The following is a 25746-nucleotide window of genomic DNA, read 5'->3' as shown; positions in this document are numbered from 1 at the left end:
AGCCTTTGTTGAAGCGCCCCGACTATGGGGCCACTTCCAACAACAAAAACAAAGGACTCGCCATGACTGCCCGATTTCACAACCCAGTAGACACGCGTTTCGGCTGCGGCAGCCTGCTCGAGCTTGCCGACATCACCCAAGGCCAGACCGTGGCGCTGGTGACCTTTCCCGAAGCGCGTGGGCTGGGCCTGGTGGAGCGTATCCAGGACCTGCTCGGCGACCGCCTGGTGTACCTCATCGAAGACGTGCAGCCCAACCCCGACGTGGCGCAACTGCGCGATACCTATGAACGTTTCTGGCAGGTAGCCGGCGACTGTGATGCGGTGATTGCCGTGGGCGGCGGCAGCGCGATCGACACGGCCAAAGCGCTGATTGTGGGCACCGAGTCCGGCCGTTTCGATGAGTTGCTGGCGTTGCTGGCCACGGGCAAACCCTTTGTGCCTGCGCGCAGCAAAATCCTGATTGCCGCGCCCACCACGGCGGGAACCGGCAGTGAAGTCACGCCTTGGGCCACCATTTGGGACTCGGCGAGCCTGAAAAAGTACTCGCTGCACCTGGCGTGTACCTGGCCGAAGGTGGCGATCATCGACCCACAATTGATGCTCACCGTGCCCGCCGGCGTCACCGTCTCCACCGGGCTGGACGCCTTGTCCCATGCGTTGGAAGCGGTATGGAACATCAATGCCAACCCCATCTCGGACACGTTCGCCATTTCGGCCATCGAAGACATCCTCGAATGCCTGCCGTTGCTGCGGCGTGACCTGGCCAATCAGGAACTGCGCTCGCGCATGGCGTTGGCGGCCCTTAAAGCCGGGTTGGCGTTCTCCAACACCAAGACCGCCCTCGCCCATTCCATCTCCTACGAAATGACCCTGCACCACGGCCTGCCGCATGGCATTGCCTGCTCGTTCACGCTGCCGCTGGTGCTGGGCCTGGCCTGGGGTCGCAACGCAGCGCGTGACCGAACCCTTCAGCGGATTTTCGGCAGCGACTTGCAGCACGCCCAACACAGGCTGCGCGACTTTCTGCACAGCCTTGAGGTGAAGACGGAGTTTGCCGACTACGGTGTAACAGCCTCCCAGGCCGAAGCCATGATCAACTTCGCCCTGCAGGGCGCACGCGGCAAAAACTTCATCGGTGCCCACGCCGCCTGAAGCCAGCCGTTTACCCCTGTAGCGACGATTTCCTGCCGCACCCTCGCAAGAGTGCGCCCACCGACACCACTCGGTGGGAACCAACAATAAAAAGGAAAAGATCATGAACCGTGCCCAAGCCTTGCCTGGCCTTACCGTGAAAACCGCCTCGTTTCGAGTCGCCCAATGGCGAATGCTGCTGGCAGCGATGTTCTGCTACCTGTTTTTCTACACTGGCCGGCAAACCTTCGGTTTTGCCATCCCCGGCATCCAGGCCGAGTTCGGCTTGACCAAGGAAACCCTCGGCTGGGCCTCTGCGGCCATGCTGTGGGCCTACGCTATCGGCCAGGCCATCAACGGCAACCTTGCCGATAAGTTTGGCGGGCGGCGCATCATGACCCTCGGCGCGGTGCTGTCGTGCGCCGCCAACTGGGTGACCAGCTTTGCCGGCGGTTTTGCCAGCCTGATCCTGCCCTGGGGCCTCAATGGCTATTTTCAGGCCCTGGGCTGGGCGCCCGGCAGCCGGCTGATCTCCAACTGGTGGAGCGCGGGCGAGCGCGGCAAGGTCTACGGCTTTTATGTCTTCGCCGCCGGTTGCGCCTCGATCCTGTCCTACGTCACATCGATTATCGTGCTTGAAGTGCTGCAACTGGAATGGCGCTGGATCTTCCGCTTGCCGGTGCTGCTGATGCTCGCTGGCGGCATCATCTTTTACCTGGTGGCCCGCGAACGCCCACAGGACATGGGTTTCGAAGCCCTTGCCGATACCGGCGTGGCCAATGCCGAAGACAAGAACCATGAGGTGGCGCACGGCGCCGTCGAAAGCTCGTTACAGCGCTACAAGGCGGTGCTGAAAAATGCCCGCCTGATCATCGCAGCCGTGTCCCTGGGGTTTCAGAACGCTGCGCGCTACGGCTTGATCGTGTGGGTGCCGGTGCACTTCCTGGGCGCCAACTGGAAAAGCGGCGACAGCCTGGTCGACCCCAAGTGGATCACCGTTGCCTTGCCCGTTGGCATGGCCATCGGCGCCTTGAGCAATGGCTGGGTGTCGGACAAGCTGTTCGGCTCAAAACGCTACCTGGCGATCATGCTGTACATGGTCCTCGGTGCCGCCACCAGCCTGTGGATGTGGAGCCTGCCGCCGCATAGCGCCATCGGCCTGGTCGCGTTGTTTCTGTGTGGCTTTTTCGTCTATGGCCCGGCGTCGAGTTTCTGGGCTCTGTGCCCGGACCTGGTCGGCGCCAAGCGCGCCGGGACCGCGACCGGTGTGATGAATTTCTCGTCCTACCTGTTTGCCGGGCTGGCGGAACCGCTGATCGGCAGTATGCTCGACAGTACCGGCAACACGTCGCTGATCTTTCTGGTGGTGACGACTGCCTGCCTGAGCAGCGCGGTGGTCGCACTGTTCATCAGACGCTGAGCCAGCCACAGGACCTTTGCATGTACCAGTACCACAAGTGGCTGCGCTCCTTTCATGCGGTGGCGAAGACCGGCAGTTTCACCCTTGCCGCCGAGTTCCTGAGTGTTGGGCAGCCGACCGTCAGCGAACAGGTGAATGCCCTGGAAAGGAAGTTCTCCGTTGAGTTGTTCCACCGGCGCGGGCGTTTTGTCGAAATGAGCGCCGCGGGCCACCAGCTGTATGCGATCACCCAGGGCCTGTTCGGGCAAGAGGATGAAGCCGTGCAATTGCTGCAGAGTTTCAAGCAACGCAAGCTCGGCATGTTACGCCTGGGGGCGGTGTCGCCGCCGATTGCGATGAACCTGACGTACGAGCTGATGCAACGTCACCCGGATATCGAGCTGGAAACCTCCTTCTCACCCGAAAAGGAAACCCTGGACCGGCTGTTCAATTTTGATATCGATGTGGCGATCCTGGCGCTGTCCGAATTCGACCAGCGCTTCGACACGCAGCTTTACCACCGTTACCCGATCATTGCCGTGGTGCGCAACGACCATCCTTGGGCCAGCCAGAAGGAGGTGCATGTGGAGCAGATCAGTCAGGAGAAATGGGTGATGCGTGAAAAAAGCTCGCGCACTCGCCAACTGGTGGAGGAAAGCTGCACACGCCTGGGTGTCTCGCTTAATTGTGTGATGCAACTCAACAGCCGCGAAGCCATCGTGCATGCGATCGCCAAGGGTATCGGTATCGGTTTTGTATCGGCGGTCGAATACGCCGAAACGCCCGGTACGACCCCGATTACCTTTGTAAATCACCCGTTTTCCATCGACTACCACCTGTGTTGCCTGGGCATCCGACGCAATCGACCCATGATCGCCGAACTGTTCGACTCAAGCCCCACACCGACCACCTGAATACCCCACACGCTTGACCCTTGAACTGGCCGCCTACCTCTCGCACGCGAAAGGGACGGCCTCCCTGTACCCGCAACTGGAGATTGACCATGCATTACCAACAACCCAAGCAACTGCAAGCTGTCGTCCTGGACTGGGCAGGCACCGTGGTGGATTTCGGCTCGTTTGCCCCCACCCAGATTTTCGTCGAAGCCTTTGCCGAGTTTGGCGTGGCGGTGTCACTGGAGGAGGCGCGCGGCCCCATGGGCATGGGCAAGTGGGACCACATCCGTACGCTGTGCAACCAGCCGCAAATTGCCGAACGCTACCGCGCCGTGTTTGATCGCCTGCCGACCGATGAGGACGTCACCGCGCTGTATGAACGCTTCATGCCCCTGCAAATCGAAAAGATTGCACTGCATTCGGCGGTGATCCCCGGCGCCCTGGAAGCCATTGCAGCCCTGCGCAGCAAAGGCCTCAAGATCGGCTCGTGCTCGGGCTACCCGGCAGTGGTCATGGCCAAAGTCGTGGAGCTGGCCCGCCAGAACGGCTACGTCGCCGACCACGTGGTGGCCACCGATGAAGTGCCCAACGGCCGCCCGTACCCGGCGCAGGCGTTGGCCAATGTGATCGCGCTGGGCATCAGCGACGTTGCGGCGTGCGTCAAGGTCGATGACACCTGGCCCGGTATCCTCGAAGGTCGCAGCGCCGGCATGTGGACGGTGGCACTCACATGCTCCGGCAATGCCCTGGGCCTGACCTACGAGCAGTTCAAGGCGCTGCCGGCGCAGAAACTTGCCGAAGAACGTACACGCATCGGCCAGCTGTTCGAAGGCGCCCGCCCGCATTACCTGATCGACACCATCGTCGATCTGGCGGCGGTGGTTGAAGACATCAACGCCCGCCTGGCACGCGGGGAAACACCCCAAGGCGTCTGACCGGATCGGGGCACGCCTGCTGTTAAAGCGTGCCCCATTCGTCCCGACATGCCAGCAAAAAATCCACAAACGCCCGCACCCGATGCGGCACATAGCGCCCATGGGGATACAGCAAGGTAAAGGGCCGTGAACGCCCGCCGAACGGCTTCAGCACTTCAACCAGGCTGCCGTCGGCCAACTCACGTTCAACGATAAACTTGTAGGTTTGAAACAACCCCGCGCCGTGTTTGGCCAGGGTTACGCCGCCCAGCACATCATGGGCAATGCTGTAACCGGCCTCTCCGGCAAACTCCTGCTCCTGGCCTTGCAGCTGGAACAGCCAGGGGATGCGCCGGCCATTGCTGGGCAGTTCAAACTGAATGCACTCATGCAATGGCAGATCGTCCAGCGTCTGCGGCGTACCGGCGCGCTGCAAGTATGCTGGTGCGGCGACAACCACCAGCTCGGCATCTTCCAGCAGCCGCGCGATCAGCGACGAATCCGGCTGGGCGCGCACGCGAATGGCCAGGTCATAACCTTCGGCAATGAAGTCGATATTGCGGTTGCTGATGTGGATATCCACAGTGACTTGCGGGTACTGCGCACGGAACCTGGGCAGCAGCGGCAGCAAGCGGTGATGCGCGTAAGTGGTCGGCACACTGATGCGCAAGCGCCCGGACGGCACCGCCTGCGCGCCCATCACCTGTTGCTGGGCCTCCACCAGTTGCGTCAGCGCCTGGCGGCACTGCTCGTAAAATGTGCGGCCGCTGTCGGTGAGGCGAATGCTGCGCGTGGTGCGCACAAACAAGCGCGAGCCCAGGCGTTCTTCCAGGCGCGAAATACTGCGGCTGACGGCGGCCGGGGTAACGCCCGCAGCCTGCGCAGCAGCGGTAAAACTGCCGGCTTCGGCAGCGAGGCAGAACAGCTCGATGCTGCCCAGCTGCAAATCTTCGAAATGGCGTTTCATGATTGATTACATCGGCTCACTATCCGACGTCATTCTTACCAGCCTCTTGGCCTTTAATACAGCGCGCCGGACGAGAATGAGTCATCGGCCTTCTTTGTGTCCGGCAGGTTAACGCACGATGGCGGCGGCACTGAATGCGTGGATCTTGTCGACGATCTGGCGTGATGCCGTCCGGATTGCCGTGGTGGTATTGCCGGCAATGTGCGGCGTCAATTGCGCATTGGCAATAGCGGTCAATGGCGAGTCGAAGCGGTCTTTCTCCAGGGCAAAGGTATCGATGGCCACCGCTTTGATATGCCTGGGAAACTCGCCCATGAAGGCGGCCAACTGGTGTTCGTCGACGATCCCGCCGCGCGCGGTATTGATGAGGATTGAGCCCTGGCGCATCTGCCGGAACTCGGCAGTGCCGAACAAGCCTCGGGTCTGCGGGGTGAGCGGTACGTGGATCGAGACGATGTCCGCCTCGGCCAGTAACGGTTCAAGACCCGCCCGTCGTTCAAGCCCAAGGCTGCGCGCCACCGCTTCGGTAAAGCGTTCGGACCCGGTGGCGATCACCTTGATGCCCAGCGCCGCAGCCTTGCGCGCCACCTGTCGGGCAATGCTGCCGGTGCCCACCAGCCCAAGCGTCAGTTCGGCGTATTCGCAGGCAGGTGCCAGGGTGCCTTTTGCCCAATGGCCGTTGTGCGTTTCGGTGTTGTAGTCATCCAGGTCGCGCGACAGATACAGCGCCTGGGCCACGACGTATTCGGCAACAGCGGCCGCGTTTGAGCCCGGCGTGTTAAGGATCGCCACACCACACTGCTCGCACGCCAGCTGATCAATATGATTGACCCCTGTGCCAGCCTGGGCAACGGCGCGCAGTGGCGTGGCCAACGCCGTCGAGGTGGCAGCGCGGATCAGGCCGGCGCCCAAGGGGATGTTCAGGCGCGTCTTGAACACGCTGTAGCCGCCGGCCTGACTCACGGCGGCAATAAAGCCAGGCTCGTCATGGCAGTTGATCTCGGCATAGTGAATGCGCGTGCCGTAGTGCTGCCGAATGCGCTCTTTGTCCGCGAAATAATACAGGTTGAGGGTGACACCCAGACCCAGCTCAAGAAAGCGATCGACTTCCTCAAACAGTAACGGCGGCCCGGGGGCATCCAGTATCAGGGTGGTAAATGCCATACAGTTGATCCTCTTGGAGGGTTGCACCTGCCGATACCCAGGTTGCCCTGGGGATAGGGGTTAATTGATCGTTCCCACGCTCCGCGTGGGAATGCCGCCCCGGACGCTCTGCGTCCAGCGCTTGAAGGCGTGACGCGGAGCGTCACCGGATGCATTCCCACGCAGAGCGTGGGAACGATCACTGTGAAAAAAGCCAACACGGTGCTGATCACGCGCCACTATACCTTCACCAAGCCGGATGCCCTGTGCTCCCCGCAAGAGTTCGCGGCGATGAAGCCGGCGATTGAAGGCATGGTCAATGATTTGAAAAGCCAGATCATTGTGCAGGCGATGTAACCTCCTGAGAGCTAGGAACGGGCGCTGCCTGCCAGTGGGCGAGCGTGAACGACGAACACCGTCACTTGTGGCGAGCAGGCTTGCCCTGCGTTGGGCTGCGCAGCGGCCCTGGCCCCTTCCAGCTGACTCACCGCGTCACCCGAATTGGGGCGGCTTCGCCACCCAACGCAGGGCAAGCCTGCTCGCCACGGTGAAGGTGTCCAGCCTTAACCGATGGGCGTTGCCTGGCCCCTAGAACTTCGCCTGCACGCCCACCCGTAATGTACGCCCTGGCGCCGGCATGAAGCTTTGCGCCAGCGGGTCCAGGTAGTAGCGGTCGGTGACGTTCTGCAGCGATACATTCAGGCTCGCGTCCTCCTGCAACTTGTAGTTGAGGAACAGATCCACCAGTGCCACTTCGCGGTAGTTCAGTTGCGGCGTGGTGGCGCCGGTCTGCCAGGGTTTGTCGGCGGTGACGGTGGGGCCGCTGGTGTAGGTAATACGTGTGCCGAGCGTGAGGCTTTGGTCAAAGAAGCGCAGGCCAGTGGTCAGGTTGCCAGCAAGCCGGGGTGGGTTCTGGGTGTTGGTGTAGGAACCCATGAAGCTGCCCGGCGTGCAGTTCGGGGTGTCGGCGGTTTTCTGGTAGCTGTTGCTGGTAGCACGCAGTGTGGCGGCGAAGGCCGCGTCGCAGGTTTCGGTTTTCAAGTAGTAGGTGGACGACAGGTCGGCGAACACGCGCCCGGCATCGTAGCGGGCTTGCAGTTCCAGCCCGCTGGTCTTGTAGCTGTCGGTGTTGCTGAAACGCATCTGGCCCCAGGTGCCTGGGCTTGGGTCGTAGTAGCGGGTGATGTAGTTCTTGATGGTGTTGTTGAAGTAAGCGAGCTTGATCGCCGCCGCGTCATCCTCGACCAACAGCCCTTTGCGCAACGTGCTGGCGCCGACCTCCCAGTTGCTTGAGCGCTCGGGTTTCAAGCCCTTGCCGGGCAGGGTTTGCAGCACGCCCTGGCTGGTTTCAAACAACGAGGGCATGCGAAAACCCTGGGTGTAGGAGGCATACACAAAGGTGTCCGGCAGCACTTCGATATTGATGCCCAGCGCCGGCGAAAATGCCCCGCCGCTGTTGCTGGCCTTGCCGGAATAGTCATACCCGCTCACCACGTCACCAACCTGGGACGGGTAAACCGTCGAATCGATCACGCCAAAGTCGTTGTAGCGCACGCCCTCGAAAGGGAAGTTGGTGTTCTGGAACACGATGCCGTTGTTCAGGCGCGGATCGGTGGCGTTGGTGTACTCGCCGTTCTGGTCCGGGAACCACATCATGTTGCCGGAATTGTCGCCGTTGTAGACGCGCAGGTAGCGCAGGTCACGCTCCTCGCGTCGCGCGGTGGCATTGGCAATATGGTCTTTGCTGCGGTAGTGGGTATAACGGCCGCCGCCCCATAAGGTCAGGCGGTCCACCGGTTTGTATTCGAGTTTGCCATTGAAGCTGTACTCCTGCCGCGAGCCTTCGCGCAGCATGCGGTTGGCGTTGATATCGTGCTGGGTGGTGGCGACGCCTTTTTGCGGGCGCAGTTCTTCGAGCTGGAACGAGCTGCCCAAGTCGAGCTTCAGATCGCCATAGTCGGTCGCCCAGCGTGAGGTGTTGGCCAGCCCGCCGCCGATGCGCTGGTTGGCCTGGCGGCTCCAGGCGCGATCCGAGCGATAAGCCTGGGACGCAGGTGCGGCCACCGAGGTGAGCTGGCTGGTTTGGGCGTCGGTCATCCACAGGTCGGCGGTCAGGTCCACCAGCGGGTTGCCCGAGGGCAGGTAGTTGTAGCGAGCGGTGTAGGTGTCGATCCTGGTATGGCCCAGCGGGTACTGATAGATGCCGCCGGTGCCGAAACGGAAGATATCCGAAGGCATGATCTCGCCAATGCGCCCGTCATAACGACGATAGCCCAGGTCGAAGGTATGGCCGTCCGCCGGGCGCAGGGTGGTCTTGAGCAGGAACGATTCGGTCTTCGCCGAGGAGTTGAGCACTTCTTCGCCGGCGTTGTAGGTGGTGGCGACGCTGGTGTCTTCACCGCCCCAACGGTCATAGGTGCGGTAACGGTCCTGGCCCTTTTTACCGGCAAAATAATTGCCCTGGTTGCGCTTGGCGTAAGCCGCCACCACGTCGAAAAACTCATGGGTGTAGGCAAACGCAGCGCTGCCGGCTTCGGCCTGCGAGCCGAACAGCCCGCCACGGCTCTGATGCGGCTCGGCATACAGGTCCTGGGTTTTGGAGTGCGGGTCGCGGGAAGCCGGGGCGACGCCGTTGTTCCAAACATCGCCCTTGAGGCGCAGGCCGATGTTCTGGCCGTCCTTGAGGATGTCGCCAACGCCCAGGGTGCGCATTTTTACCGTGCCGCCAATGGCGCTGGAGGTCAGGCTGGGGCCTTTGTCGATGGTGATGTCGCTGATCAAGTCCGGGTCGATATAACTGCGCTGCTGAGTACCGGCATAGCCGCGATACACATCCAGCGCCTGCTGCGAGCCGTCCACCGTGACCGCCACGCGGCTCTGGCCCTGGATGCCACGAATGTTCACATCCAGCCCGCCGCCATTGCGGCTGTCGCCCACCTGCACACCGGGCTGGCCCTTGAGCACATCACCCACCGACACCGCGCCGAAACGTTGCATGTCTTCGCCGGAGATATACACCGACGAATGCGGCGCGCGGTAGACCTCCTCTTCGTCAAGATTTTCGCCCGTCACTTTTTGCGTCGGCAGCTGCACGGCCTCCTGGCGCAGGCGCAACACATAGCCGCCATCGGCCTGGCGCTGATAGTCCAGGCCGGTGCCCGAGAGCACCTGGGCCAAGCCGTTCTCAGTGTTGAATTCGCCCTGCAGCCCCTGGCTTTTCCTACCCGCCGTGAGCAGCGAACTGCCCGCCATGCTGATCCCGGCTTCGGCACCAAAGCGCGACAGCACCTGGTCCAGCGGCCCGGCGCTGATGCTGTACGGGCGTTCACCGGCGGCCAACACCAGCTCACCGCACAATGGTTGCAGGCTGAGAAATAACAAGCTGAACGTATGACGACGCAAGACACGAACGGGGGAAATCATGCAAGGCTCCTAGGGATCGAAACCCACCTGTGCCGGCGGGTAATACCTAAAGGCCAAGCCAGATCGAAAAAACTATCGCGTCGGCGAAAAAAAACTTTACGCGGGCACCACCGTCACCCAATAACGGCTTCTTCGCTCGATGCGCACCGGCAAGGTTTTGGCCACCAGGGCCAGCGCGGCATCGGTGTCGTCCAACTGGAAACTGCCGGTGATGCGCAGCGCCGCCACCGCTTCACTGCAACGCAGCAAGCCTGGGCGATAGCGCGAGAGTTCGGCGATCAATTGATCCAGGCGCATGCGTTCGGCAGGCAGGATGCCGTGCATCCAGGCCTGGGCCAGCAACAAGTCAACCGGGCTTGGGCGCCCGATTGCGTAGTCGTCAACGTTTATCTGCCAGCCAGCCTGCAACGGCACGGGCGTCGGCTGATGCCGCGCACTCACTTGCACCCGCCCGCGCAAAACAGTCACCTGCGTGCTCTGATGATCATGGCGCACCAACAGGTTGGCACCCTGGCTATAAAGCAGCGCGTTCGGGGTTTGCAGTTGTAACGAGGCAGACCCCGCTGGCGTATCGAGTGCCAGCTCGCCCTCGACCAACTGCACACTGCGTTGGCCTACGCTCACGTCCAAGTTGACCGCACTGGCGGTGTTCAGCCACAGCGAACTGCCGTCCGCCAGGGTCCAGTGTCGGCGTTCGCCAGTGCGGGTGCGATAACTCGCCAGCGCCGCGCGTACACGCGTGGAGTCCGCACCTTGCCAGGCAACGCCGCCGAGCAGCCCCAGCGCCAACAGGCACTTGAGCACCTGACGACGGCGCTGAGGATCGGTCCCGGCCGCCTGCAATGCCTGGCGTGCCGTGACGTCGGCCAACACATTGGCGCCTGGTTGCAACAACAGCGGCAAGCTGCTGACCCGCTGCCAGGCGTACTCATGCGCGGGGTTGGCCTGGCGCCATTGCTGCAAAGCCTGATGGTCGGCGGCATTCATCAAGCCGGACTGCAGACGCACCAGCCACTCGATGGCACTGTCGCGCACTTGCGGGTCAACCGCCACACTGCTCATTCAAACCGGCTCGCATAGCAGACACTGAATGCCTTACCCATGGCGCGCTGCACCTGGGCCACCGTCAGGCTTAATTGTTTGGCGATCTGCGGATAGGTCAGGCCATCGAGCTGGGACAAGAAGAAAATCTGCCGCACCCGCCCCGACAAACCGACCAGCAGCGAATCCAGCTGCAACAGCGTTTCGATCATCAGATGCCGCTCTTCCGGCGAAGGCTCCTCGGCCACCGACCGCGCCGCCAGCGCTTCCAGATAAGCCCGCTCGATGGCTTGGCGACGCCAACGGTTGATCAGCAAGCCGTTGGCGATGGTGGCCAGAAATGCCATGGGCTGGCGTAATTCACGCACGTCCTCTTGGGAGCGCAGCACGCGGATAAAGGTGTCATGTGCGAGGTCTTCGGCATCGGCCGTATGCCCCAGCCGTCGATGCAACCAGCCTCGGAGCCAGCTGTGGTGATTGGCGTACAGCTGGGCGACGGGCGAGGGGGTGCTGTCGTGCTGCATTTCAGATCCGCACTAATGATAATGCTTCTCATCTTAGGGGTGAGGGGATGGCTTGTATAGAGGGATAAGTTGCGACGATCAGCCAAATTTCAGACAAAAAAAAACCTGCATCTCTGCAGGCTTTTCTCTATCTGGTTCCACGACCTGGGCTCGAACCAGGGAACCTCGGCTTGGCTTGTTTTGGATTTACTTACCATGCGGCATGACGATTCGACGGTGTCGACCTTCCGGAACGCCTCATCTTTTCAACTGTCGCTTTGGACGCTGCGTACTTATCAGCATATTTTTCCGGAGTGCGGCTGTGAAGCTCAGCCAAAATCGACACCAGACTTTCATGACTCGCCAAGTCTGCAGGTTCTATTTCAATAGCATCTTCATAGCACTGCAAGGCGCCTTCAAGATCCCCCACCTTCACCAACATTGCACCGAGCTCAAGATACGTATCGACAAATGACGGTTCAGCTTCAATGGCGGCCTGATAATACTTAAATGCGTCGACATAATTAGACGCCCGCTCATTGGATACACCCGCCAGGAAAAGATAGCGCGCGATGACCTGGCCGGGGGCCAATTGGGTAGCCACTTCATAATGTTTTATAGCTTGGGCGAAATCACGCTGGTAGAAACATATATCGCCCAAACATTCAGCACGTGCCGACTCTGACAGTGAGTGCGAGCGCTCCTTGTAATAGTCAACAGCCTTTTCGCCAAGTCCGCTTGAAAGGTATCGAATCAGCTGTCTCTTTATATTTCTAAAATCAGATTCGCTCACACCTACTCTCCAACCACTTCTGCGGGCCGTCTTGTTATCCAAGCCGTGCTCACAGGCACGCCTGACTAGCGCCTAAAGATGATTGATTTTGCGAAGTCTGCATACTTATAAAACCAACTCAACGCAAACAAAATCGAAAATGGCATTCCCAACCATACAAATACCACATCAAATTCCACCTCAAACCCTGCGGAAATAAACAGGACTGGCAACAATGCCAGCAGGCAGCCTATGGAAAGCATTACGACTAAAATACCCGCCGCCATTATCGCCGAAGACATCAACTTACTTACCGTCACCCTTAGCCTCCTCGTAAAAGCCGTAGCCCTTATAACCCACTCCACCGACATACACACCCAGCGCAGTACCAAATGGCGTTTTCGTACCTAACAGCGGAATGATAAAATTATTATCCATCTTCGGAACCAAAACCCCGAAGATCGAACCCTTCCTCAACCCATCCGAAGCCCCCATCACGAGAGGGACTTTCCCAAAGCCAGCACCGGCGGAAAGTAACGTATCCGCCCCTTGGTAGACCAATGGACCATAGCCACCTGGAATCAAGTCAAACGCCGACTTAACAGGGTTGTAGCTCTTAGGCTCATCCCCCCAGAAATGGTTGTACATCCCCGTGGTTCCTTCCAAGACATTACCTGCTCCAAACGCACTCATGGGAGCGCCCACGAAGCAGCCCGCAGCAGTGGCGCATAGCGTAACGCCTGCACTCACGGTCATGCCACCCAACCCCGCTGTGACTGCACTTTTTCCGACTGGGATTACATCGGACGTTGTTCCGTCAGCCAGACGATCAAAAAAACTATAGTTAAACAGCCCTTTTTCTTGCTGCACTTGCGCCCACGTAAGTTCATTACTGAGTCCAGCCATATCTGACTCCGTAAGGTATTTATTACGGTACTCTTCGCCGCCTCGTTCAAACTCCGCCCAGCATTTCGTCAGAAAACAGGTCGCTTTTTCGAGATTTTCTTTTTTGAAATCTCCTTTTTCAGTCTCTTGCTGTATAGCGTCAATTTCATCTTTATGTGCAGAACGATTGTAGAGGGTAGCATTTTTCGCAATCCATCCACCTTTCTCGATGGACTTCGCATCAGCATCTTTTTGCGAAGCTGCCGCCAGAACACCGACTATTTGAGAACTCATAGCTAGCAGATTCTTATCACCGCTAACCAACGAATCCAAGTGAACTACAGCCGCTTCGTTAATACCCGCCGCCAGCGCGCCGGTCTTGAAGTCCCCACCGGTGGCCTGGGCAAGTAACCCACCGACCATCGCATGCACCAATATCTTCGGCGGGTAGCCATCAGTCAGTTTGCCCTTGGTGTAATCCCCCACAGCATTGAAGCTTGCCGCTGCCAACGTGTTGAACAAAGCGCCTTTGAGTGCATCACCAAAGTCACCACCTTGCCCGAGCGCTTTGCTCAGCAGCGTCGACGTGCCGTTCTGCAAGGCTTGGTTCGCCGCAAACTGCCCAACGCCGGTCCAGGTGTTGAGGGCTGGCGAAGTGATAACAGCTCCCGTGCCTGGATTGGTCTGCGTGCCTGTCCAACCATCGAAAAGACCCGCCGTCAGGCCTGCCGTTACACCCGATATCACGTAGCCCTTCATTGCATCCGACGAGGTGACGTCCTTGAACACCGCCCCAAGATTGCCTCGGTTATTGATAACGCTGACGCTTGCATTAGTCGCTGCACTTGAAGCAACCGCACCCACCGCCGCTCCCGTAGCACCACCACCCGCCGCAGCCGCAGCCATCGGCCCTACGACCGCAGCCATCACGATCGCGATAATGATCTGCGACGCAGGACCAAGCCCGGAATTGCTGTATTTGAAGCTGTCGTGGATCTCCTTGACTTGATGCCAATCTACATCGCCACGCTTTTCCGCTTCCTTTATCCATGCCAATTGCGGGTCAGCTTTGACCATTGCATCAATGGACTGACTAACGGTTTGCTGATTGACCTGCGTCACATCAATTTTCAAACCATCCACCGCTTTGATCGCAATAGCGCCTGCAGCGGCCATTTGCGTTTGACGCACGGTTTCGTCGGTATTGCCTTTGCCTTTGGATGACACCCAAAAAGCGTTGTTATTGGACTTCTCGTGGCTTTCCTGATGAAGGTCCTTCACACCTTCGAACGTCACACTACCGCCACTGGCAATGGTCAGATCATTGCCACTTTCCAACTTCGCCGCCTGGTACTTCTGGTCACCCTGGCTTTGAATCGTAAGGTCGCCACCGGTTTTTATTTCACTGCCGATGTTGGTGACTTTAGTCACTTCGTCACGCTGGGTTTTCTTAGAGCCCCAACTCCCCTTCTTCTTCATGTCATACAGCGAATAATCGCTGTCTTCAGCCGACAGCAAGCCCAGGTTGCCGCCCGCGACCAGATAAGCCTCATCCCCCGCACTAATGCGGCTGGCGGTCATTAGCAGGTCCTTACCCGCACCAAGCGTTACATCCCCACCCGCATTCAGCGTGGTCGACACCTGGCTCACATGATCTTCCTGACGCTTCTCCTTTTTGCTCTTTCTAGAGGAATGTTCCTCATCCGCCGCCGAAGCCAGAATCAAATCAGCGCCTGCACTCATGCTGATATCGCGTTTCGCATCGATTTGGCTGGCAATCGCCGTGATATCCCGGCCCGCCTTCACGTTGATATCGCGCCCCGCCTCAACGCTTGAGCCATGTTGCGTGGCGCTGCTCGTTTGCAGACGCTTGCCCATGTCCATCGCGTTTTGCTCTTCGGCGGACACGAAGCTCACATCGCGCCCGGCGACGATCGTCATGTCACGACCGCTTTGCAAACCACTGCCTGCGCTGGTTACGTTTTGCCCCGCCTTGATACTCAGATCATTCGCCGCCTCAACCCGCGCAGCGCTATCCACATAATCGCGATGCTGCGAGTACCCTGCCCCTTTGTCATCCCAACCGGTCACGCTGCGTTCGTTGATCACATCGCCATTAATGGCGGTCAGCGTCACATCGCGCCCTTTGATGATGCCTCCGGCTTTGTTGACGATATTGTTGCCCGCCAGCAGGTCCAGGCGGTTGCCTGCTTCGATCAGCCCGCTGTTGGTCATGTCGTTGGCGGCCTTGGCCGACAGGTTGTTGGTGGCCCGCAGGGTGCCGGCGTTAACCAGGTTTTCGCCGGCAATCAGGTTCAGGTCGTTACCCGCGATCAAGGCTCCGGTGGGTGCAAGACGGTTGTTGGCCTGGGCCAGATACAGCACCGGCACCAGGACTTTTTCACCGTTCACTTCGTGCTCTTCCAGCCACACGATGTCATGCGTCAACGCCGCGACCTGTTGCGAGGTGAGGCTGACGCCCATCGACAGGTTCAGTTGCTGCTTGCTGCTGATGGCGTTGTCCATCAGGTACTTGAACAGTTTTTCGTCGGTGGTCTGGCCGTCGATAAAGCGTTGGCCGGTGCGTGCTTGCACGGCCTGCTGAATCAAGCGCTGTTCGTAGAGGCCATCGCCCAGGCGCTTCCAGCTTTCGTCCGGGTTGTAGCCCACGCCTTGCAGCAGGTAGTCCGAGCTCATGAATTGCTTGAGGTCGGTGAGTACCGGGTTGGTTTCGATCAGGTATTTGTGCGGTTGCGATACGGCACGACTTTCCGGCAGGCCCTGGACGCGGCTGATGGTTTGGCTGGCCAATGCCGTGGGTTGGCTGACCTGCGGTGGCTGTACGTTACCGACAACGGGTACGTCGTGGGCCGCCGGGGTAAGGCCCGGCAGTTGGGTATCCGGCGGTGCGATCGCAGCAACGTCGTTACTGCGCGCAACGGTCGACAAGCCCGGCACACGCAGATCAGGGAGAGCCCCGTCAGATGACGTATGCACAACCCTATCGCCTGGCGTTACGGCAGGCAGGTCGATGCCCGGCCGCGAACCATCGACCGCAGGCTCGGGGACACCCGTAGGATTGCGGGCGTCAATGCCATCGACGCGGGTGATGTCTACGCCACTGGTGCGACCCGGTGGCAGGGGCTGCACATCGGCGCTGCCCACGGCGCCGGTATCAATGGCACTGGCAACCGCGTTGACGACACCGGCTTCACGAGCAGCCACGGCAACTTGGCGCGTGTTGGTGGTCACTTGCGCCGCGCCACCCACCTGAATCACACGTTCGTGGGCGCCAGGCAGGGCTTGTTGGCGTTGGCTTGGGTCCAGGCTGGCGCTGCCCAGCGTCCAATCCTGATTACCAGCACCTGCCTGCCCCGTAGTGCCACTTTGGCCACTTAAACGAAACAATCCGTTCTGCCCGCTGGGCAAACCGAAGCCCGGCAGGGTCAAGGGGTTGACCTGCTGTTGGGCAAGGTCGGGCGGCAATTGTGCATTGAGCACTACCACCCGGGTTTTGTTGGCGCCTACGCCGGTGTCCAGCGAACGGCCATCAACCGCCAGCGCGGTCTTGATCACGTTGATGTTGTTGATGCTTTTACTGGCGGTGAGCGCAGCGTTGCCACCGGCCTGAATAATCGCCGGGGCCACCACCTGGGTGCCGCCTTGTACCGCGATGGGCTGGTTGATGCCGGGAAACAGCGACGGGCTGAACCGCGTCATCAAGGCCGCAAACGCCGCCTCATCCACCGGCGAACCCTGCGGGTGCGCACGGTTATAGGCCTGCACCGCGGCGACCATCTGGTTGTATTGGCCTTTGGAGATTTTGGTAATGCCGCCGTACTCCTGGCTCTGGGAGCCGGAACCACCGGTGGCCGCCAGGTTCAGAATGTTCTCGCCGCTGATCGACAGATCGTTAGCAGCCGACACCACGCTATAGCGGTTGGTGAAGTTCTGACCGGTAATCACCATGTTGCGCCCCGAACTGATCGTGGCGGAAGGCGAGTTCGCTTCGATCACACTCTCAACCGTGCGGCTCAGGGACACCGCCGGGCGCCGGTCGCTCCAACCGCCGCTGCAATGCTGGGTGCAACGGATGCTCACGCCCACCGAGGTCAGCTGCTGGTTGAGGGTGAATTTCTCGCGCTCGTTGACCACGTCATTGGCCGACAGTCTGAGGTCGCCCACACTCTCGATGCTGGCAGAAACGTTACGCACACTCTGCGCCAGAGTGCCAGCGGCTACACCGGCCACCGTAAGGTTGCCCAGGCTGTAGATATCCGAATAGTTGTTGGTCAGGCTGCCGAGGTTGAAGGTCGAATCCTGGCCACTGAACAGGAAACCACGTGCGCCGATGCCGCTGGCGGCGTGGTCGTTGAGCAGGCTTTGTGCCGTCAGCACCAGGTTCTGTGAAGCCCCCAACGTGCCGGTGTTAACGATGCTGCCGGCGTTGATGCGCAGGTCGCTGCTGGAGGTCAAACGCCCTCGGTTGAGCAGTTGGCCCCCGGTGGTCAGTTGGGAGGCGCCGCCGCCTGCCACACTGGCGGCTTCATTCACGGTTATCTGCGCGGCACTCAAGCCCAGGTTGCCCAGGCTGCTGTAGCGCCCATTGCCGCCATAACTGCCGGCCAGCGTCAGATTGGCCGTGCCGTCACTGGCGATCAGGCCATCGTTATTCCAGTTGCCGCCGTTGCCCGTCAGGCTGTCGGAGGCGAGTAACTGGCCACTGGCGGTCTGGTTCAAGGTATTGACGTTGACCGTCAGGCGCCCGGCCTGGATCACGCTGCTGTTGGTCCAGCTGTCTGCGGCCAGGGTCAGGCCACCACGGGTCACCAGGTTGCCGCCGGCATTGATCAGGTTGGCGGTGGCGATATCAAAAGTGCCGGTGCCGCCGTGCAGCAGACTGCCGCCCTGGTTCAGGAAGCTGCCGGCATTCAGGGTCAGGTCAGCGTTGGAGGTTTCCAGTCGTCCATTGCGGTTATCGAACGCACCGCCGAGCTGGAAATTGGTTTTGCCGCTACGGCCCAGCGCGCGCAGTTGCCCGCCTTGGTTGTCGACACTGGCGCCTGTCACGCTCAGGGAGCTATCGCTTTCAATCACACCGCTGCGGTTGATCAACGCGCCACCAGCGCTCAGCTCAACCGCGCGACCTGCAATTTGCCCGGCGCTGTTGTCCAGCTGTGCACCACTGACTCGCATCAAGCCGGTGGCATACACCCCGCCGTTGGCATTGGCGAAGTAGTTGGCATTGACCACTGCATCGCCGGTCTGCGCAGCGATGAAGCCGTTCTGGTTGTCGAGGCGGTTGGCAGTCAGGTTCAGGCTATGGGCCTGGAGTGTGCCACCCTGGTTATTGAGGTCACCGCTGACGCCCAGGCTCAGGCCGGTCTGGCCCTGCACCTTGCCCTTGGCGTTATTCAATCCCACTGCGTTCAATTGCACGTCGGCGTCCTGGCTATAGATCAGGCCGTCGTTAGTATTTTGCACGATGCCGGTGCTGGTGATCGCGACACGATCCTTACTGGCAAGGGTGCCGCCGCCACTGTTGTTCAGGCCACCGGCGAACAGCGTCAGCAGGCTTTGGCTGATGATTCTGCCCTTGGCGTCGTTGTTGACCTGCATCGCCCGTTGCAGCAGCAGTGGGCCGGAACTGGCAATGCTGCCGCCGCTGTTGTTGAGGGTGCCGAGCAGGTTGAGGGTCAGGCGACCGTTGGTGGCCAACGTGCCGCTGTTGTTGTTCAGGTCGGTGCCGGTGACGGTCATCGCTTGTTGGGCGTTGATCGTGCTTTGGTTGGTCAGTGTTACCGCTTGCAGATCCAGCGTGGTGCCGCTTTCGATCAAACCGCCATCGGCGTTGGTCAGCGCACCGGTCACGATAAGCGTTTGCCCATCGCCACTGGAAAGTACGCCTTTGCCACTGTTATCCAGGCTGGCGGCACTGACGCCCAAGCGGCCCTGGCTAACCAGCGCGCCTTCGTTGTTGTTTTGCAACGCGCCGCTCAGGCGCACATCGATTGCACCGCTGCGGCTGGAGAGCGTGCCGTTGTTACGGTTATCGAGGTTGCCACCACTGACGTTCAGACCTTGCCAGCCGGACAGCAGGCCTCTTGCGGTGTTGTTCATGGCGTCCGCGTTGACAGTCAGCACTTGGCTGCTGATCAGCTTGCCGGCGCGGTTGTCCAGGTTGCGCGCCCTCAAAGCGAAGCTTTGCAGGCTGGAGATTTCACCGCCCTGGTTATTAAGGTCGCCCAGGTTTTTCAGGGTCAGCGGGCCGTTAGTCAGCAGCAGACCGTTGCGGTTGTCCAAATCACTGTTGTTGAGGTCCAGGGTCATTCCCTGCTCACCCACAACGCGACCGCCCGCCAGGGCCAGAGCGTTGAGGTTCGCGGTCAACACACCTTTGGCCGAGACCTCACCGCCGTTGCCGGTGTCGAGGCCGGCGGCGTTAAGATTCAGGGTTTGCTTGGCACTGATCAAGCCTTGGTCCTGGTTGTTCAGCAGGCCATCACTGGTCAGTTGCAAGTCGCTGCGGCTATTCAAAGTGCCGCCTCGGTTGTCGACGGAGCCTGCGTGAGCGTCGAGGCTGGCGGCGCCGATCAGGCCTTTGAGGTTGGCCAGGGCTTGATTGACGCGCAGGGTCAGGCCCTGATTACTCAGCAGCTTGCCGTTGCTGTTATCCAGACTTTGCGCGGCCAAGGTAAAGGCTTGGGCGCTGGAGATTTCACCGTTCTGATTATTGATGCTGTTGAGGTTGTTAAGCGTCAGCGGGCCAATAGCGTTGATCAATCCGCCTTGGTTCTTCAGTTGGCCGTTGTTCAGGTCGAGACTCAAGCCAGCGTTGCTGAACAGCTTACCGCCCTGCTGATCCAGCCCGGTGACGCTGGCGGTCAGCGTCTTGGCGCTGCCGATGCTGCCGCCGTTGGTCAACTGTGCGGTGGTCAGGGCCAGGGTGTCGCCGCTGTTGAGGCGGCCGGTTTGGTTGTTCAGCTCGCCCGTGTTGACCGTGACCGGGCCTTTGCCGCTGATGATGCCTTGCTGGTTGCCAAGATTGGCGCTTTGCAGTGTCAGGCCGCCGTCGGTGACCAGTTTGCCTTCGCTGTTGTTGAGGCTGTCGGTGACTTCGACGCTCAAACCATTGGCGCTGGACAGGCTGCCTTTGCTGTTATTCAGGCTGCGGGCTTTGACGGCCAATGCGTCTTCGCTGCTAAGCACACCCTGGCTGTTATCGAAATCACCGGCGAGATCCAGCTTCAGCGATTGCTGGCTGAGCAGCTTGCCGCCGTTGTTGTCCAGCATGGAGCCGGTCAGCGTCAGGCGCTCGCCGTTGAGTTCGCCGAGGGTGCGGTTGATGACCTGATCGACTGCAAGGCTTAACGTACCGCCTGCGAACACCACACCTTTGTCGCTGTTGTTGAGCTGCTGACCGGTGACGCTGACGTCGGCGTTGCCGGTCAATTCGCCGGTCCGGTTGTCGAGCGTCTGCACGTCGAGTTTCAGCGCTTTTGTGGCACCTACCAGACCGTTGCGGTTATCAAGGTTTGCGCCGCGCAGGTTGAGCTCGTCGGTGCTGATCAGTTTGCCGTTTTGGTTATCGAGGTTGCTGGCGCTGATCGTCGCAAGCGCCTTGCCCGCGATCTCGCCATTGCGGTTGTCCAGCGTTGCGCTGGTCAGCAACAAGGCACCGTCGGCGATCACGCTGCCGCGTTGGTTATCGAACAATTGGCTGGCGCTGAGGGTGACATCGCCACGCCCGCTGAGCACGCCTTCGGTATTGTCCAGGCGAGTGCTGCGCACATCCAGGCTGGCGGCGTTGAGATGGCCTTTGAGGTTGGCCAGCAGTTGGTCGACACGCAGGGTCAGTGCCTGGTTGCTGATCAGTTTACCGTTGCTGTTATCCAGGTTTTTTGCGACCAGGGTAAAAGCGTTCTGGCTGGAGATTTCGCCGTCGCGGTTGTTGATATTGGCGAGGTTGTTCAGTGTCAGCAGCGGTGCGTTGATCACACCCGCGTTGACCAGTGCGCCGTGGTGCAGGTCAAGGTTGAGTTGCGTGGTGCTGACCAGTTCGGCGCCGTCCAATTGCGTCAGGCCGGTGACGCTGGCATTCATTGCGCCGACGCTGGCGATATGCCCGCTGTTGGTGAGCTGGATGGCGCTGAGGTCGAGCTTGTCGGCGCTGATCACACGGCCGTCGATGCCGTTGGTGAACTGTCCGGTGTTAACGGTTGCCAGGCCTTGGCTTTTGAGCAGGCCGTTGGTGTTATCCAGGCTGGCACTGGTCAGTGTGAGGTTTTGGGCGCTTTCGACGGTGCCGCCTTGGTTGATTAGCGCCGCTGCACTCACAAGGGTCAACGGTCCTGCGCTGGAAATTTTGCCGCTGGTGTTGTCAATACGCTGGCCTGCCAGCGCCATCGAGCCTTCGCTGGTGAGCTTGCCGCCTGTGTTGTCCAGGCCTGCCTTCAGTTGAAGCGCCAAAGCACGCTGAGCGCCAACAGTGCCATCGGTGTTATCTACTGCAGTGCCGGTAAGCCGAGCGTCCTGGGCAAAGATCAAACCTTTGGCCTGATTGATCACCTCGGCCATCGCCAATTCAAGCGCAGTGCCGGCCAACAACTTGCCTGCACTGTTATCCAGGCGTTGTCCGCTGAAATCGACGCTCTGCTGGCTGGAGATTTCCCCGCTGCGATTGTCGGTGCTGCCTGCCTTGAGTTTCAGCACTTTTGTCGCGGCGAGCAAACCGCCGTTCTGGTTATCCACGGTGGCAGCGTTGAGACTCAGATTACCCTTCGCGACCAACTGACCGCCCTGCTGATTCAGCACACCAATCGTGGCGTCCAGATCATCCTGGCTGGCGATGCGCCCTTTGGCGTTTTCGACGGTATCGAGGGCCAGGTGTACCGGGCCAATCGCGCTGGCCAGGCCGTTCTGGTTGTTCAAGGACTGGCCAGCAAGTGCCAGCGCCTGCTTGCTGTTAAGCACGCCTTCGCGGTTGTCGAGCTGGCCGACGCGCAGGTTCAGCCCCTGATTGGCGCGCACCGCGCCGCCACGGTTATCCAGGCTATTGCTGCGCAGGGTCAGCAGGTTCTGTCCGGACAGGCGACCGGTGCGGTTGTCCACACTCCCAGCCTGGATGTCCATCACGCCTTTGGCGAGCACGGCACCTTTGGCTTGGTTATCGAGCAGGCCGTCGACTTTCACCGTCAGGCTGCCATCAGTCGCCAGACTGCCGGACTGGCTGTTATCCAGGCTGGCCGCGGTCACGTTCAAACGCTGGCCGGCGCCCAAGGTGCCGGCCTGGTTGAACAGTGCACCGCGGGTGGTCAAGTCAAGGCTGATGTCGCCCATCACATGACCGTCGTTGCGGTTATTCAGGGTCATCGCGTTGACCACTGTGGCGCCGCCGCTGGAGACTTCGCCGTCGTCGTTATGCAGGTCAGCCGCCAACGTTAACGCGAGGTCTTTGGAACTGCTGAATACGCCGTGGGTGTTATCCAGTCGCCCAGCTTGAGCAGCCAGGCCAGCCGCAGAAATGACGCCCTTGAGGTTGATCAGCGCTTGGTCGACTTTGAGGGTCAGCGCCTGATCACTGAGCACATGGCCGTTGCTGTTATCCAGACTTTGTGCGGCCAGGGTGAAGGCACGCTCGCTGGAAATTTCGCCGTACTGGTTGGCGACCGTGGAGAGGTTTTTCAACAGCAACTGACCCGGCGCATGGATCAAGCCACCGGTGTTATCAAGAGCGCCGTGATTCATGTCCAGGCTCACGTCGCTGGTGCTGTAGAGCTGCCCACCGTTGCGTTGGTCCAGGCCCGCGAGGCTGGCGGTAAGTGCCTTGTTACTGGCGATATGGCCGTCAAAACGGTTGTCCACGTTCCCTGCCGTCAGCGCCAGGCGATCAGCACTGGTCAGGCGCCCGCCACTCTGGTTATTCAACGCGCCGGTCGTGATGCGCACAGCGCCGTCACCGATCATTTTGCCGCCGCGGTTGTCGATGCTGGCGCTGCTCACGGTCAACGTCATCGCGCTGAGCAGCTCGCCGCTGCGGTTGGTCAGTACGCCGCTGGCGGTCAGATCCAAAGCCGCACCGCTGCTGAGGCGGCCGCTGTCGTTGTTCAGTGTGGCGGTTTGCAGGGTCAGGCTCTTGTCACTGCGTACGGTGCCTTGCTGATTGTTCAGTTGGTCCAGTTTCAGGCTCAGTGCGCCGTTCGCTAAAAGTCGACCTTTGTTGCTGTTGTCGAACTGCCTGCCGTTGAACGACAGGTCGGTGAGGCTGGAGACTTCGCCGCCCTGGTTATTCAGGCTATCAACTTTCACCACCAGCGACTGGCGAGCGTTGAGCAAGCCACCCTCGCGGTTATCCAGTTGCGTGGCGCTTACCTGCATCGGCCCGGCTGCCGTTACGCTACCGCCACGGTTATCGAATTGCTCAATCGCCAAGGCCGCCTGCTGACCGCTGACAAACCGACCGCCACGGTTGATCGCGATGCCGCGGGTAGTGACGTTAAGCAAGCGGTCACCCTGCAACAGTCCCTGGCTGTTATCCAGGCTCATGCTGCTCAAGGTGGTGGTAGCACCGATGACTTCACCGTGGTGATTGTCCAGGGCAGTGTCGACGGACAGTGCCAGATCATCGCGGACGTTCAGCTTGCCTTCGGCGTTAACCAGGCTGTTTGCGTGCAGGTCCAACCCCGTGGCAGCGACCAAGCCTTGGGTGTTGTCCAGCGCACCGGCAACACGCACCACAAGGCCTTGCTCGCTGAGCAATTTGCCGCCCCGGTTGTCGAGGCTGCCTGCGGTAAACGCCAGGGCCTGGGCGCTGGAAATTTCCCCGGCCTGGTTATCGACACTGCTTAAGTTGCTCAGTAGCAGCGTGCCCGGCGCGTGAATCAAGCCGCCTTGGTTATTCAGGTGGCCGTGGTTCAGGTCAAGGTTTACACCCGCCTGGCTGTGGATATTGCCTTTGGCACTATTGTCCAGGCTTGCCGCACTCACCAGCAACGGGCCGGTTGCGCTGAACAGCCCGGCCTGGTTCAGCAGGTGCGCGCTGATCAACGCAGTAAGGCGACCGTCGCTGGTCAGCTTACCGCCACTGTTGTCAAAGCGCGTAGCGGTGATGTCCAGCGCCTGCCCGGCGAACAGCGTGCCCTGGCGATTGTCGATCAAGCCTGAGCTGTTGAGCGAGAGCATCGCGTCGCCTTGCAGCAGGCCCTCGCGGTTATCCAGCGACGCACTGTTGACCGACGCCGTGCGCGCCAATAGCTTGCCACTGCGGTTATCCAATGCTCCGTCGATCTGTGCGATCAGGCCATCACCCGCGCTGAGCGTGCCGCCTTGGTTAGTCAGGCTGGCGGCGCGTACATCCAGCGTTTTAGCCGAGATCAAGCCTTGCGTGTTATCCAGTGCGTGGGCGATACGCAGGGCCAAACCCTGCTCGCTGAGGAGCTTGGCGTGCTGGTTATTCAGGGTATCGGCGGCCAGGGTAAACGCCTGGGCGCTGGAAATTTCGCCGCCTTGGTTATCGACGCTGGCGAGGTTGCTCAGCAGTAATTGGCCAGGGGCGTTGATCGTGCCGCCCTGGTTATTCAAATGCCCATTATTGAGGTTGAGGCTTACGTCACCCTGGCCGAAGAATCGACCATCGTTGTGCTGATCAAGACCACTGATACCAGCATTCAGCATTTGGCCCGCGCTGATGCGGCCGCCCTCACTGTTATCCACTTGGCCGGCGTTCAAATTAAATGCGACGTCACCGCGCAAGGTGCCACGCTGGTTGTTCAGCGGGCCGCTTGATTGCACGGTGAGGTTACGGGCGACGAGACTGCCCTGTTGGTTATCAAGGCTACCCAGGCTGAGGCGTACATCACCTTTGGCGGCAAACAGACCGGTCTGGTTGAGCAATTGCCCGGCAATCACCGCGACCAACACGCCGTCGCTGGTGAGCGTGCCTGCGCTGTTGTCCAGGCGGGATGCATTGAGGGTAAACGTTGCACCTGCCGCCAATGTACCGCGCTGATTGGACACCACGCCGCTGCTGAGCACCAGGGAGCGATCACCTTGCAGGCGGCCACTGTTGTTGTTTAATTCACCCGTGGTGGACGCCAGGTCGGTGGCCAGCAACTCGCCGCCGCGGTTGTCCAGCAGGCCTGCGGTGTTCGCCGTCAGTTGATTAAATGCGCGGAGCTTGCCGCCCTGGTTGTTCAGGCTGGCGGCGTTGACGTCGAGGTTCGACGCAGAAACCAGGCCCAACGCATTGTTCATTGCACCGGCGATACGCAGGGTCAGGTCTTGGTCACTGAGCACTTTACCGGCGCCGCTGTCGAGGCTGTTGGCGGCCAGGAGGAATGACTGCGCGCTGGAGATTTCCCCTTGGCGGTTATCGACCGTGTTGAGGTTGTTAAGGGTCAATTGACCGCCGGCGTTGATCAGGCCGTTGCGGTTATCCCAGTGACCTTGGTTGAGGCTCAACGTCAGTGAGCCTTGGCTGGTGAGCGAGCCCTTTTGGCTGTTGTCGAGGGCGCCAGTATTAACCTGTGCCGTCTGACGCGATGCAATTCGCCCGCCCTGGTTATTGATCAGCCCCGTCGCATTCAGGCTCAGCGATTGGCCGGCCGAGACCAGGCCGGCGACGTTATCCAGTTCATTCAGTTGCAGCGTGACCTGCGCCTGGCTCGACAGC

At 60.3% G+C, this 25746-nt stretch carries 13 protein-coding genes; 5 read left to right on the top strand and 8 right to left on the bottom strand.

The features are described from left to right. The first annotated feature begins 62 nt into the window (after window positions 1-62). From psrA to phnX, 4 genes are all read left to right on the top strand, one after another. A complete protein-coding gene (gene psrA, locus GIW48_RS25280; protein WP_026013707.1) occupies window positions 63-1154 on the top strand; it encodes an iron-containing alcohol dehydrogenase PsrA in 1092 nt (363 codons plus the stop codon). A 103-nt stretch (window positions 1155-1257) separates the two neighbouring features. After that, complete coding sequence (locus tag GIW48_RS25275; RefSeq protein WP_017137002.1) at window positions 1258-2553, top strand: MFS transporter; 1296 nt, start codon at window positions 1258-1260, stop codon at window positions 2551-2553. A 20-nt stretch (window positions 2554-2573) separates the two neighbouring features. Further along, complete coding sequence (locus tag GIW48_RS25270) at window positions 2574-3446, top strand: LysR substrate-binding domain-containing protein (RefSeq protein ID WP_017137003.1); 873 nt, start codon at window positions 2574-2576, stop codon at window positions 3444-3446. 89 nt (window positions 3447-3535) lie between these two features. Further along, window positions 3536-4363, top strand: a complete 828-nt coding sequence (gene phnX / locus GIW48_RS25265; protein ID WP_017137004.1) for a phosphonoacetaldehyde hydrolase — start codon at window positions 3536-3538, stop codon at window positions 4361-4363. A gap of 22 nt (window positions 4364-4385) precedes the next feature. Here the strand turns inward: phnX and GIW48_RS25260 are convergent, their stop codons facing one another. Continuing rightward, window positions 4386-5309, bottom strand: a complete 924-nt coding sequence (locus GIW48_RS25260) for a LysR family transcriptional regulator (protein ID WP_236460825.1) — start codon at window positions 5307-5309, stop codon at window positions 4386-4388. 108 nt (window positions 5310-5417) lie between these two features. Beyond that, window positions 5418-6473, bottom strand: a complete 1056-nt coding sequence (locus GIW48_RS25255; RefSeq protein WP_236460826.1) for an NAD(P)-dependent oxidoreductase — start codon at window positions 6471-6473, stop codon at window positions 5418-5420. Window positions 6474-6656: 183 nt separating this feature from the next. Here GIW48_RS25255 and GIW48_RS25250 point away from each other — a divergent pair, with 183 nt between their 5' ends. Beyond that, a complete protein-coding gene (locus tag GIW48_RS25250; protein ID WP_017137007.1) occupies window positions 6657-6809 on the top strand; it encodes a hypothetical protein in 153 nt (50 codons plus the stop codon). Between the two features lie 231 nt (window positions 6810-7040). On the opposite strand, the gene GIW48_RS25245 is transcribed toward GIW48_RS25250, so the two are convergent. From GIW48_RS25245 to GIW48_RS25220, 6 genes are all read right to left on the bottom strand, one after another. Continuing rightward, the gene (locus tag GIW48_RS25245) at window positions 7041-9875 is read right to left on the bottom strand and encodes a TonB-dependent receptor (protein ID WP_236460827.1); all 2835 of its coding nucleotides are present in this window, start codon (window positions 9873-9875) and stop codon (window positions 7041-7043) included. Window positions 9876-9971: 96 nt separating this feature from the next. After that, window positions 9972-10937 (bottom strand): FecR domain-containing protein, encoded by a 966-nt coding sequence (locus GIW48_RS25240; protein WP_236460828.1) that lies wholly within the window; start codon window positions 10935-10937, stop codon window positions 9972-9974. Then, complete coding sequence (locus GIW48_RS25235; protein ID WP_017137010.1) at window positions 10934-11440, bottom strand: sigma-70 family RNA polymerase sigma factor; 507 nt, start codon at window positions 11438-11440, stop codon at window positions 10934-10936. The genes GIW48_RS25240 and GIW48_RS25235 overlap by 4 nt, the downstream gene beginning before the upstream one ends. Before the next feature lie 190 nt (window positions 11441-11630). Further along, complete coding sequence (locus tag GIW48_RS25230; RefSeq protein ID WP_236460829.1) at window positions 11631-12212, bottom strand: tetratricopeptide repeat protein; 582 nt, start codon at window positions 12210-12212, stop codon at window positions 11631-11633. 65 nt (window positions 12213-12277) lie between these two features. Beyond that, entirely contained in the window at window positions 12278-12511 is a 234-nt protein-coding gene (locus GIW48_RS25225) for a hypothetical protein (RefSeq protein WP_099548941.1), read from the bottom strand. Continuing rightward, window positions 12498-25746 (bottom strand): hypothetical protein (locus GIW48_RS25220; protein ID WP_442963267.1); only part of this gene is annotated, 13249 nt, incomplete at its 5' end. The genes GIW48_RS25220 and GIW48_RS25225, both read right to left, overlap by 14 nt.

This window comes from Pseudomonas sp. PA-6-3C, from assembly GCF_021605825.1.
Taxonomy (GTDB): domain Bacteria; phylum Pseudomonadota; class Gammaproteobacteria; order Pseudomonadales; family Pseudomonadaceae; genus Aquipseudomonas; species Aquipseudomonas edaphica.
The sequence above is the reverse complement of the archived record's forward strand: the minus strand, read 5'-3'. Positions and strand labels throughout refer to the sequence as shown.